This window comes from Asaia sp. VD9, assembly GCF_037150015.1.
GTDB lineage: Bacteria > Pseudomonadota > Alphaproteobacteria > Acetobacterales > Acetobacteraceae > Asaia.
This window is the reverse complement of sequence record NZ_JBBCQM010000023.1, coordinates 1-12,050: the sequence shown is the minus strand read 5'-3', so window position 1 is coordinate 12,050 and position 12,050 is coordinate 1. Positions and strand designations below refer to the sequence as shown.

Sequence of the window (12,050 nt, the reverse complement as noted above, 5' to 3'; positions counted from 1 at the left end):
CTTGGCCAGATCCAAACCAATCGTGGTAATCGTCATCTCGGATGGCTCCACTATCAGAGGTACGCAAAGATGGCGTCCTCACCTTTGGCACTATAGATGCCGTGATCGGGAGCCATCCACCCCATCTAAAACTGCGCAGATCGGCGCAAAGCCGCTCGAGAAAGGCGGTTTCGCCTCCAAACAGATGGGTGCAGCCCGATAAATCGGCGAAGAGCCCATCCGGCGCGTCGGCGGCCACAAGCGGCGACATCCATAGACCCCAGGCAGTCAGGCGGGCGAGCGCCTCGCGGTCCTTTTCCCGGTCATGCTCGATGACGAGCAGGTCCGGATCGAGCGCCCTTGCATGGGCGAGCGTCATGCCAGCCCCGATCCCGGCGCGGCAGGCGGATGCATCAACTGCTGTCACAACGCGTCTGTTGCCCTCAGTGGCGTGCAGCACCAGCTTGCGCGAGGCCGGATAAAGCGCGCTGTTTTCGCGGCGCAACTGCTCGGTCGAGAAGAAGGGCATCCAGAGAGCGAGGAAACGGCTCATGGTCGTGGCAATCAAGGATCCAGCGTTTGGGCAATCCCGCCCGCAGTTTCAGGAGGTCGGCCGACAGACGGCGCGGGCCTGGGAGAGGGAGTGCAAGACCGGGCAGAGGCAGCGGGCGCGACGTCTGGCCGGTGATCTGCCATCTGGTGGCGCAGGCACAGGCTTCGTGAGCGGCACCCACCCCTGCCTTGCTCTGGCGCAGGATGAAGCCGGTAGCCCCTGTCGCCTCAGCGGCCAGGTTGAGCCGGCGCGCTTCGGTCAGGGTGAGCGCGCGATCGGTCTCGACAACCAGGATCATGGGTTCTGCGTGGCGCAGAATATCCTCGGCAACCGGCAGAAGACGATCCGGCATGAGCTCGAGACAGAAGAGGCGTTGCCGTGCGATGCCGAGTGCATCCAGCCCTGCCCCGAAGAGTTGGGAGGGGCGTGTCGAAAGCCAGAAAACAGGGCGATCGCTGCGCGCCAGGCATGGCAGAAGAAAGGCGAGCGTACTGCCGCGCTCGAGCGGAGAAGCGATCAGAAACTCATGCAGCGCGCCACCCGCAAGACCGCCATTGAGATGGTGGTCGATCGGGTCATAGCCTGTCTCCAGGCGTAGAGGGGTGTGGTCTGTATGGTCGCGTCGCTCGATCTGCCGGATGCGCCTGCGCAATGTGTCGAGTGCGGTGTTGTCCATGTGCTCCTCCTTTCGGGAAGGAACATAAGGAGAACAAGCGGGACAAAAGCAAGTGAATTCTGGTGACAGGGAGACTGTCCTGTGGATTTGTGGAGTGCCGCCAGGGCGGGCACGTGCGCCCTATGGACAGGCTTTTACCCTGCCCACAGCGCGCCCGACACACCACAACTCCACAGGATCATGAGCAGGAGGTTTTTCTCTTTTCTGATTTTTAAAAAAGGGCAGTGCGGTCTTATTAACCGAGTACCGCGCGAGGGAAACCAGGGCTGGGCCAGCTGAACACAAACCTGAGGGATTGATGTAACGTATCGGTTAGGTAATATTCGAGGCGCTGCAGGCAGGTTTTTTGACTCTTTTCCTGTCCTGCAGCTCATATCCTGAATTTGTTCTGCCGCGTGGGAGGATACAGGAAGACCCTATGAGGTCAGGTCGACATGCGAAAGATGCCCGAGCGCAATTACGCTCGTGAATGAAATGGAGTGATCGAAGAACCGCTGGTTGATGCACCTGGCTGGTGATTTCAGGCTTTTGTCGTTCTGACTGACGGCTTCCGGGGTGATTTTTGGTCTGCGTCTTGGGCAGATCGGGCTCTGTTGCCATCCGGGATGGCTACGTGGCGGCGTTTAACCTCTCGAGAAAGAGGAAGCGGCGCATGTTGTCGATCATGTCTCGTGGCGCATCATGTCTCTCGGGCTACGACAATGAACACATGGATTCTAACTGACAGGAACTGGTATTACATGCAAGGAGGCGCGTGACGAGCAAGGGAAGAGATAATCAAGTAGCGCATGATCTGGGAAACGTGGCTCGCCAGCCGATGGTACGAGATGCGCCCTGAATCCTGGAGAGCAATTAACTTCGAGGATGAAAGGTTTTGAATAAGATGCAGGCATTGAAATATCCGACGCTACAATGTCCACCCCCGCGATATCGAGACCGATCACTCCTGTGGCTTGGACTGCAAGATCGCAAATCTCCTTGTGCGCCCCATTCGTGCGGTCAATGGTAACTGCACCTCTACTAACACTACCCAGCCCGTTTAGAATAATGCGCTGGCCATTTAAGGGAACGGATTGTAGGAAGAAGCCTTGCCGGTTGAGATACGTGCGAAGGACGTCATCTAGATCTACCTTGGCCATTGGTCGCTCGCAACCGGTCCCTCGTTTGGCATCATTATTCAGCCGATCTATTAGAGTGGCGATATTACTAGAGCCATCGCCAACCACAAAGGCGGGATATTTCTCCACGATACCGACCACTACGCGATCAATCACCAGTAATCTATAATCTCGCCCGTAGTGGTAATTCTCGACCAGCACTGTCCGCGAGATTTTTCTGGCATGTGAAAATGCCTTTCTTATGTCTACCTCAGAATCAAGGTTAACTTCGACGGCTCTGCCGCTGGATCCCGAATTAGGTTTGATAACAACGGGCTTACCAATAATTTTCCATGCTGCGACTGCTTCATCAGAAGAGAGGACGCGCCGTGATTTTAATACCGGAAGCCCAGCAGCGGATAAAACGGTTTTCGTTGCGTGTTTATCATCAGACAACGCTACGGCGATATGCGATGTCTTGCTGGTAATAGTGCCAACAATAAACTCATGTTGGTGATTTTTACTGAGACGAAGTATCCTGCGGGCACCCGTGTCGGTCACACTGATGTCACGTCTCATAGCTTCCCGTATGATCGCCATAGTCCCGAGATTATCCCGAAATCGAGCGTATGGTATAAGCTCGGCGTCTAGGGAATGTTGCTGTTGATTTTCGGTAGTGTCGTTCATTGCGATATAGAACTGACATTTTGATGTGCTTGTATGCGCGGCTCAAGGTCGAATATGACATGAATCCGGTGGGAGTCACTCGGGTTGTCAGAGTGGTGAACCTGCTTGTTATCAAACCACCAAACTTCTCCTTCGAACATCCGAACTCTCTCATCCGCCGCTTGCATGCTGCTTCCAGACGGCGAACTAACGACTAGATGAAACCTGTCTCGGGTCGCATAATAGCTTCCGTTATCCACGTGAGGATATACTCTGCCACCGGGTGCTAATCGTACTATAATTGCCCGCGCCAGACGTTTGTCGCGTTGCTTGGCGAAATTGCTCAGCCAGTCCATGGTGGTCGGAAAATTGCGTGAGACATGTGTCTCTTTACTTAACTGAACGTCTTCGGTGGGGATTGTGGACGGTAGTTTACGCCTGTCGGCGGATCTTAAAAAAATACTTTCCGTTTCCCTCTGTACGGATATATTTTTTTGTCTGCGTATATTATCATACCATGCACTCTCGTTGCTTATCAACTCTTTATAAATAAACGAAATATCGATATCCTGCGAAATCTTTTTGAAAAATATCTTTCCGCGTTCTGATTTGTATCTCGCGCTGGAGACGCACGAAGAATTTTTCAGAAGCTTGGCAGAATTGTATCCTAGAATTGATGTTTCGGGTTTTTTGCATGTTTCCTGAGGTACGCGTCGATAACAGAATAGATGGTTCATAAAAGTAGTGGCATAGATATAATTCCCACACGGAGAGACGGATACTTTGTTTGTGACCGCGTCTGGCAGTTGGAATCTGCCGATTATCGAAAGGGAGCTTACTTCGATCTCATATATAGTTCCATTATTGCAACCTATGAAGACGCTGCGGTCATGGAGCACTGGAGAGCTGTAGACTCTGCCCCCCAAGTGTATTTTCTTTACGATAGCACGTTGAATCGTGTCGATTATATATAGGTACCCATCGCCGGATCCGCAGAATATTATGTTTTCCACAAATAGTGGCGTAGTATAACAGGCACCACCAGTAGGCCATTCGCCAATTTTTCGACCGTCTACTGTCGAGACAAGATAAATAGAGCAGTCAAATGATGCGAATGCCGCCAACTGGCGTTTCTCATTCACCGCCGGTGCACATTTGACTGAGCGTCGCGTAGCAAATCTCCACAAAATCACCCCAGTCAGTGCATCGAGACTTAAGACCTCGTGATCAGCGCTGCCCCAGACAACTGCATCTCCCTCTTCACAATATACAGCGGACCCGTGCTGTAATCGCCCGACTGGGACATGCCAGATTTTTGCGCCGCTATCGCAGTCGTAAGCACAGAGTGACCCGTGGAACGATGGATTCGTATATTCAATACCGAAGTAAACCAAGTTATGCGCCTCTACTACTAAAGGAGATGCGCCCACCCACTCACCCTCTTCACTTTCCCATAATACCTCGCCTGTCACCTTGCTTAGACAGTAGATATTTCCATTGTACGCGCCAAAGAATAGACGATCACCGTGGAGAGCCGGGGAAGACCATATGCCTTTTTTGGAGCGCTCCGTTCCAGGAGCGGTAAACTGCCAAATCAGCTTTCCGGTCTCAGCGCATAGTGCCTGCATCCTGCCACAGTCAGTGCCCCTGTATATGATGCCATCTCGAAGTAACGGCGCCGACTTTGGAACCATATGGTATGCATATCCAGAAATAGAAGTATTCCTCCAAACCATTTCATATTTGCGGGACTCAGATAATAGGTTTTCTTTCTCAATAGAAAGCTCAAAATCTGCTAGGTAAAAAAGGGACGACACTGTTATTCGATAATTTTTTCTCCAATCGATGCACCTTTTGGATTGAAAATCTATGATAACGAAGAGGTCAGTAACATTTCCCCCGTGGTTTTCTAATACGGAACGCGCCCATTCAGCACTTTTTGATGAGTTGACGGTATCATCAACTACCACGACGGGAAGATCGTTCAAATTACCCTCTATGATCTTACCTGTACCAGTTTGCTTGCGCGATTTTCGAACTATGACGCAATTTACCCCCTGACGAGCTACGGGAGCATACAACTGTAGCGCAGTCATCAAAGGTATTGCCGCCGTTTCCACGGCAGCTAACTGAAATGGCCGGGCTTTTCCGAAAAGGCGCCAGAATTCCGAAGCAATATTTCTAACTATTTCAGCGTTCAGAAAGACCGGCCTCAAGTCGAACATCCACGCAAATGTTCCTCCTCTCTTGCTGATAAGTCTTTGGCCGTCTTCCGAGTGTAAAAGGCCCGATTCACTGACCGCAACGCGAATGCTTTCGAGAGTCATCACTCATTACCTTTGTAGGAAGATTGTCTGGGTAGTAGACGCTTTCCTTGCTCCGCGCGTCTTCCTTCAGATCGGACACGTTATTTTGATATCCGGCCCGATAACAGCATTGCTGTAGCCGTCGCAGGAAAAAACGCAGAGTAGGTGCTATGATCTTTCACGAGGGCTTTTACACGTAATCGATTATGAGTGTCATTGCAGGTGCTTCTGTATCCACCCCAACGCCGCCAATACCGAACGGTAGGTCGCCAGCGAATACGACAAGCCGCCCTGGGCGCCTACGGATACTTACAAGTTCGCCTTGCCCATCCACAAAAATTAATTCTGCGCCTGCGGATGGCTCCCATCCAGAATTCAATAGCAAGGCTGCGGTCACTACCCGATCGGTTGGGAGATATCGCCGTCTAATCGCCTGAGCGGGCGAGGGAGTATTCGCCAGGATGAAGCCCGCGTTTAGCTTTTCATGCTTATTTGTGTATTCGCGGACGGCTCGGTCCAATATATCTGTGGCGGACGTACAATTTTTTCTGAGCGCTGATTGGTCGGAGTTTTCATTTATAGCCGCATAACTCATCACCTCGTGTAAACTAATATGCCAGACTGGGTGTTCCCAGCGCAGAAGCCCTTCATTAGCGTGGAACATAAACGGGATGGAGGACTCTGCGGGAAAGCCGCCAACCGAGAAAGGCTCTAAGTCATCGTATACCTTGAAAAAAGGCGACATTAACGATACCCCCTTATTTTGAGCTATTAGTTCTTACTTCATATTATTTATATGATACTCACATATTTCCTTTTGTTTATTTAGGTCAGCGCCTTTGATTTTTTTTAGTTCGGCCAGTACTCTCGTTTTGAACGCAATATGTTCGGCCGGGGTAGGCTCTATATTGTTGTCTTGGCATAGGCGTGCGAGGGTGTCGTCAGTTTTAAAATCGCGAAGCACTGCCTGCGGGTTATGTTGTAAAGCTCGGCTCAAAGCTACGATTATACTGTAATGATTTCCTGCGTCTGTTCCCTTCAGAAGTTCCTTCCCTACCTTGATCCATAATTCTTCACCACTCTCTATATTAGTCTCAATAATCATTAACTCGCTTCGACCATCCTTCTCCCGTATATTTTGTAGTCGCGATGCGACAGTTGAGGCTCCATCGCGGCGTATCTGCTGAAGAACCTCAGAAGCGGACAACGTCCCCGTACTAGCCCTTGCGTCCTGTGAAGAGCAGAATATGACAAACACAGAGAAACAAACAACAACAACAGAAGAAAAGTTGATATAGTATAACTTTAGCATTTTAATTTTCCTTGAATAAATCCATATGTATAGTAAGCCGCACCATATATTTTATATACAGTGCGGCTAAATTTTTTGTTACTTAGTAACAACGAGAGTGGTTGCGGAAGAGTTGTTGTCTACAGAGTTCCTTACAGAAGGAGCCATTATGACGCAGCCATCCGAGGCACTGTTGTTACCGTTGCTGTTATCCCCATGCATATAAAAACCGTTCCTGCCTTGGGTATCGGTACCATCTGCAGGGGTCAGAGGAATGGAATTCGGACCGGTGTTAGACTTATCGATAGGATCCCCAATATTATATGTCCCTTGAGGTATGGGTCCTTCATCGTGGGTATACTGATCATTGGGATTATTTAGACCCTGACCATGGCCCGAGTACCCGGTTCCAACCTCAACAGACTGGCCGGTCGCATCGTCAACCAGGGTTAGTTTGCCGGTGCTTTGAGAATACTGGTAGTGTTGGGGATCGGATCCGTATGGGTTGCTCGTATTTTCCGGGGTTACAGCGTACGCGCCATCACCGCCGCCGTCTCCGTCGTCAATGTCTCCGTCTCCTGATCCGTCACCATCTCCATCGTCGTCTCCGCCCTCGCCGCCGCCGTCTCCTTCACCGCCTTCACCGCCTTCACCGCCTTCACCGCCTTCACCACCTTCACCACCGCCACCTTCTGACTCATCACCGCCATCGGAAGCCATTTCGGGCGAGAACCCTAGGAGTTCTGTATGAGCGATGGGCGTGATCCCCATTGATGAGTGCACACTGGAGGACGAAGCGGTTGCCGCAAGGGTCGAAATACCCTTTATCCCGCCAGCCACCATGTCTATTTCTGTTACGGTTAACGACCCCATTGCTTTGATCTCCACAAAACAGACAAAAGAGGGATTAGGCTGCCCTCTACACAGCCAAGGCCTTCAGCGGCGGTTCGCCGGCCGAAGCGCCAAGCTTAGGGCGCAACTCGATGACACGATCAGCGGCTGATATCGTCTCAGGGCGATGCGCGAAGGTGATCCGAGTTAGCTTCATGTCGCCGATCGACTCACAGAGGCGGCGCTCAAGTGCCAAATCGAGATTGCTAGTTGCCTCGTCTAAAACGATGATACGCGGGTTGCGATATAAAGCACGCGCGAGCAGTAATCTTTGCTTCTGTCCTGCTGAAAGAGCTGCCCCCATATCACCGACGAGAGTTTGATACCCCATTGGCATTGCGCAGATCTCGTCGTCGATACACGCTTGCACAGCTGCCACTTGCACTGCCTCGATCCTGAAGCTCTCGTCAAAAAATGATATATTTTCTGCAATGCTTCCAGAAAATAACTGATCTTCCTGCAAGACTGCTGCGACGAGCTGCCGCAGTTTGGTTTTGCCTAGATCACGTATGTCCTTCCCTCCGACGCTGATAGTTCCGCGTTCCGGATCTGCCAATCCGAGCATTAATCTAGCAACAGTGCTTTTCCCACATCCGGATGGTCCAATTATCGCTACATGCTCACCTGGAGCAATATCGAAAGACATATTCTCCAGAAGCCATTTCTCTCTCTCCGTATATCTAAAATATACGTTTCGGAATGAAAGCTGAAGGTCGTGTAATGGCCCAACATATTTGTTTTTTTGGTGGGCTTCAATTGGTTTGAGCATAATATCGGCTAATCGTTCGGTCTGAACCCGTAACATCTTTAATTCGATGAAACTGTCAGCTAGCCGGGACGAAGTCGACAATAATTGATCGCTAAAGGAGATCGTCGCCGTTAGCATACCAATGGTAATGTTTCCATCAATGCAGAGGTTTGTGCCGATAACTAACACCAATGCCTTACGTGCACCGTCGACGAACAATTGCGCGGATGCAAATGAGGCGCCCAAATATTGACTTTTTAAACCCTTTTCTAGCGTAATATACAATTTATTTATATACCTGACACCTATCTGAGACTCTTTATTGGAAACCTTTATTGACTGAATTCCTCTCAGAATTTCTAACAATTGTGTATTCTGTTTAGCACTAGCGCTGATCTGGCCTAAATTGGCTTCACGAAAAACCCCATAGTATAAAATCCTTATACAGAAGTACAAAACTACTGATGCTGTAGAGGTTAAGCCGACCCATAAATTATAATAAAATAGTATTGCCGCTGTCGTTATCGAGACGATCAAGTCCATCAGCAAAGCTGGAAATTTCGCTACTATCGTTTTTTGGATTGCGTCTATGGACCCCACCCGTGAGACAATATCTCCAAGGTGTCGGGCTTGGAAGAAAGGTAAGGGCAAGCGCGTCAAATGACGTGCGACATTTCCTGCCCAACCATAGCTAAACTGTGCCCCGACATAGGCTGTGAGCCAGCCACGAGAGCCAGATAGCGATGCCCCAAGTAACACGGTTAACAAGTAAGCGCCTATCACCAGATATGATAGCTGTCTATCGGCGTCCGGTATAACCTCATCGATCATTGTCTGTATTAACAATGGTGCACTAATATAAAGTATTTCAAGAGTAACAGAAAGCACTAATATTACAGTTATATTTCGACCGAGACCATTAATGCTTCCAGCCAGCTTTCTGAGCGAAATAGGGGGGGGGCTAACCCGACGTCGAAAGGTCGGTGACCGCGCCATACGAAATGCGACACCGGTGTAATGGCGGCCAACTTGCGAAATGAAGAGAACTTTCGTACCTGAGGCTGGATCATGTATGTAGTAACGCTGGTTCTTTATACGAGATAAAACTACGAAATGTGCTAGGTCCCAGTGCAAAACGCACGGGAGTTCAATGTCCTTGATTTCGTCAAGATCTGCTTTGAGTGGATGACATTGAAGACCCATAGCATCTGCAACATGCATGATGTCTCGTGCTGTCATGCCTTTTTGCGATGCCGGGTACGCCATCCTCAGTTCCGGCAACGTAACATTATAGCCATGGTACTGACTTATCATGGCTATACACGCAAGCCCACATTCTGTTGATTCGTCTTGTAAGATAGTCTCGATTGTGCGTTTCCGATGGGAAAAAGCCATCCTATGGGGCTCCGTTCAGGACCAAACGTTGTGCGCAAAGCGAACCAAGCTCAGATCGTTTTTTCTGCAGCGATCAGAGGGTCCATCAGCCATTCGATTATAGTTCGACGGTCAAGATGTACTTGAGCGTCTAGGCTCATGCCGGACAGCAGTGCTATCTTGGTGCCATAGGCGACAACAGATTGTGAGGGAATATTGACGTATATCAGGTAGTATGTGTCTGTTGATGGCAATTGTTTTCCGCCTAAAAGCTGCGTGACCTCATTAGCGTCGAGTGCGCTTTTCGAGGTCCCAACCACTACACCGGATGCTACGCCAAATTTCTGGAATGGAAATGCGTGATAGTGGAGCGATACGCGTTCTCCGATTTTTATGAAACCGACTGATTGGCTCTGAACCAGCAATTCTGCGTGCAAAATCGCTCCATTTGGCACAACCGCTACGAGCGCCTGTCCAGGGGTGACTGACTGTCCTTCCTTTATCAGCAGGGCTGAAACAGTGCCCGATACCTGCGCCTTGATGGCGATGCTTCTACTGAGTTCATTTCTCAGCATTGTCTGATCAATTTGGCTAATCGCCCTTCGCAAAGTGTCGACTTTGCTCTGCCCCTCGAATGGAAGAACCTTGAGACGCTCAGCGACAGAGTGTGCTTGCTCGTCGAGGGCGGCTAAATTTCCTTCAGCCGCATTTATGTTTGTTTTCGCACTCAGGAGGTTTGTTATTTCGCGCTCCAGAGTAAGACGCGAAGCAAATCCGTCTCGCTCTAGTGAGGCCCAACGTTTTACCGCGTGCTCTTCCAACGATATTTGAGCCTGATCAATAATAATTTCGTTTTGGGTCGCTACTCTCCTTTTCTCTATGTCGGATATCTGCTGTCGCAAGGAGTGCAAGTTGATGTCTAGGCTTTGCTCTTCACGAACTATTTCAGCTTGATAGCTTGTTCGCTGTTTAATGAGCTCGTCCGCCATGTGTTGCGCTGTATCTCCGTAGTGCTCGCTTGTTGTATCATCAGCTATCGCTAACAACTCTTCACCAGCTGCGACGGGTTTTCCAATATTTACGCGAATATGTTGCACCGTGCCGCCGCGTGGCGATGTCATCATTGCCATACCATCGCTTGGCACGAGCAAGCCGTCTGCTTGAATTCGTCTCGTGTAATGACCGAAGAAGAGGAGCGTTGTCGCAGCAAGCAAGGTTACCAGTGATATAGCGAAATATGCTCGCGCATGGGACGGCATAGTGATCTGTATACCGCCGTAAAGTTGGCTGCCTTGTCGATCGGTTACTTCGTCACGGAATAGCCGAACCTGTGACATGCTCAACGCTCCCTAAGTCAGTCATATCTCGTTCGTTACAAGGCGAACTCAGAATATCTTACATTTTGACGCGATTCGGAAATGTTTTGACATTACTAGTTTCATCCAAACAAACCGAGCGTGGTCAAATTACAACTGATTTAATGTTTCCCAAGGAAGAAATGACGGTGGGTTCTAGGACAGCTCGATCGGTAGCGACCATAGCTGCTTCGAGGTCGTAATAACCGGGGTTCCAGTGGCTCATACCAAGACTGCTTGTTACTGACTCATCTGTGATGAACTGAAGCTATCGCTGTGGCACGAGATATGAATCACTGCCTGGTCACATATCAGGGAGGCGGGGCATGGGTCGGGCATTGTTGTTGCGCGCGGATTATGATGCGATGGGTCTGTGCGGCTTGGCCCGGACCATGAAACACGCGGATCATGCCCTGCAAGCCCAGATCACGCATCAGTCGCGCGACCGTGCATCGGGCGACTTCAACCTTTTCCCGGCGAAGCTGACGCCAGACCTTCCGCACGCCGTAAACCCCAAAGTGCTCTGAGAAAACTCGCAGGATCTCGTCGTTTGCTCTGAGCCGATCTGCGCTCTGGGTCACGTCGTTTTCGAAGCCGCTCATAATAGGCTGACGGGGCAATCTGCAGCATTTTGCAAATCAGCTCGACCCCATATGCCGCGAGGTGCTCATCAACGGATGCCGTCATTTCCGAAAGGGGCGGTCGAGCTCCGCCTGGGCGAAAGAAGCGGACGCCTTCCGCAGGATCTCATTCGCCTGGCGCAACTCGCGCACTTAACGCGCCAGCGACTTGAGCCGATCGGCAGCCTCGGCCGGAACCCCAGCCCGTTTGCCGGTTCCGACTTCGGCCTTCTTGACCCACTGGTTCAGCGTATGCTTCGAGCAGCCGATCTTGCCGGCAATCGACACCATCGCCGTCCAACGCGACGGATGCTCGCCCTCATGCTTCAGAACCAGCCGTAACGCTCGAGCAACATTTCCTCAATAAGGGGTCAGGACATAGAACGGGCACAGATATACGCTAAGCGTCTCTGCGCGCACTTATGGGTCGACTCTATGCGTCGACGACTCCAGCATTCCAAAGGCATCCATCGGACAGTTGTAGCATCGCCTCT

General features: G+C 50.5%; 10 protein-coding genes, 1 pseudogene and 1 other annotated feature. All 11 genes and pseudogenes read right to left on the bottom strand.

The features are described from left to right. Positions 1-406, bottom strand: a pseudogene (locus WFJ47_RS15965) (hypothetical protein); the annotation flags it as partial. A gap of 16 nt (positions 407-422) precedes the next feature. Next, positions 423-1,208: a hypothetical protein gene (locus tag WFJ47_RS15960; protein ID WP_336764318.1), complete on the bottom strand. Its 786-nt coding sequence runs from the start codon at positions 1,206-1,208 to the stop codon at positions 423-425. 716 nt (positions 1,209-1,924) lie between these two features. Further along, positions 1,925-2,884 (bottom strand): acetate--CoA ligase family protein, encoded by a 960-nt coding sequence (locus tag WFJ47_RS15955; RefSeq protein WP_161630818.1) that lies wholly within the window; start codon positions 2,882-2,884, stop codon positions 1,925-1,927. 104 nt (positions 2,885-2,988) lie between these two features. Continuing rightward, a complete protein-coding gene (locus WFJ47_RS15950; RefSeq protein ID WP_161630817.1) occupies positions 2,989-5,298 on the bottom strand; it encodes a PQQ-binding-like beta-propeller repeat protein in 2,310 nt (769 codons plus the stop codon). A gap of 757 nt (positions 5,299-6,055) precedes the next feature. Further along, positions 6,056-6,589 (bottom strand): hypothetical protein, encoded by a 534-nt coding sequence (locus WFJ47_RS15945; protein ID WP_023977978.1) that lies wholly within the window; start codon positions 6,587-6,589, stop codon positions 6,056-6,058. Positions 6,590-6,667: 78 nt separating this feature from the next. Beyond that, positions 6,668-7,015 (bottom strand): tlde1 domain-containing protein, encoded by a 348-nt coding sequence (locus tag WFJ47_RS15940; RefSeq protein ID WP_235075415.1) that lies wholly within the window; start codon positions 7,013-7,015, stop codon positions 6,668-6,670. A 77-nt stretch (positions 7,016-7,092) separates the two neighbouring features. Then, positions 7,093-7,278 carry a hypothetical protein gene (locus tag WFJ47_RS15935; protein WP_023977977.1) on the bottom strand — a complete coding sequence of 62 codons (186 nt, stop codon included), beginning with the start codon at positions 7,276-7,278 and terminating at the stop codon, positions 7,093-7,095. Positions 7,279-7,487: 209 nt separating this feature from the next. Continuing rightward, positions 7,488-9,602 carry a peptidase domain-containing ABC transporter gene (locus WFJ47_RS15930; RefSeq protein ID WP_084331042.1) on the bottom strand — a complete coding sequence of 705 codons (2,115 nt, stop codon included), beginning with the start codon at positions 9,600-9,602 and terminating at the stop codon, positions 7,488-7,490. A gap of 50 nt (positions 9,603-9,652) precedes the next feature. Then, positions 9,653-10,918 (bottom strand): HlyD family efflux transporter periplasmic adaptor subunit, encoded by a 1,266-nt coding sequence (locus WFJ47_RS15925; RefSeq protein WP_023977975.1) that lies wholly within the window; start codon positions 10,916-10,918, stop codon positions 9,653-9,655. Positions 10,919-11,247: 329 nt separating this feature from the next. After that, entirely contained in the window at positions 11,248-11,538 is a 291-nt protein-coding gene (locus tag WFJ47_RS16610; protein ID WP_081866873.1) for an IS3 family transposase, read from the bottom strand. A 10-nt stretch (positions 11,539-11,548) separates the two neighbouring features. Next, positions 11,549-11,665, bottom strand: a sequence feature (AL1L pseudoknot). 44 nt (positions 11,666-11,709) lie between these two features. Then, entirely contained in the window at positions 11,710-11,847 is a 138-nt protein-coding gene (locus WFJ47_RS16605) for a hypothetical protein (RefSeq protein WP_155996826.1), read from the bottom strand. Positions 11,848-12,050: the final 203 nt, after the last annotated feature.

Bases quoted from the DNA above. Each gene is read 5' to 3' on its own strand.
- WFJ47_RS15960 (WP_336764318.1), bottom strand. From the start codon at position 1,208: ATGGACAACACCGCACTCGACACATTGCGCAGGCGCATCCGGCAGATC.
- WFJ47_RS15955 (WP_161630818.1), bottom strand. From the start codon at position 2,884: ATGAGACGTGACATCAGTGTGACCGACACGGGTGCCCGCAGGATACTT.
- WFJ47_RS15950 (WP_161630817.1), bottom strand. From the start codon at position 5,298: ATGACTCTCGAAAGCATTCGCGTTGCGGTCAGTGAATCGGGCCTTTTA.
- WFJ47_RS15945 (WP_023977978.1), bottom strand. From the start codon at position 6,589: ATGCTAAAGTTATACTATATCAACTTTTCTTCTGTTGTTGTTGTTTGT.
- WFJ47_RS15935 (WP_023977977.1), bottom strand. From the start codon at position 7,278: ATGGCGGTGATGAGTCAGAAGGTGGCGGTGGTGAAGGTGGTGAAGGCG.
- WFJ47_RS15930 (WP_084331042.1), bottom strand. From the start codon at position 9,602: ATGGCTTTTTCCCATCGGAAACGCACAATCGAGACTATCTTACAAGAC.
- WFJ47_RS15925 (WP_023977975.1), bottom strand. From the start codon at position 10,918: ATGTCACAGGTTCGGCTATTCCGTGACGAAGTAACCGATCGACAAGGC.
- WFJ47_RS16610 (WP_081866873.1), bottom strand. From the start codon at position 11,538: ATGAGCGGCTTCGAAAACGACGTGACCCAGAGCGCAGATCGGCTCAGA.
- WFJ47_RS16605 (WP_155996826.1), bottom strand. From the start codon at position 11,847: ATGGTGTCGATTGCCGGCAAGATCGGCTGCTCGAAGCATACGCTGAAC.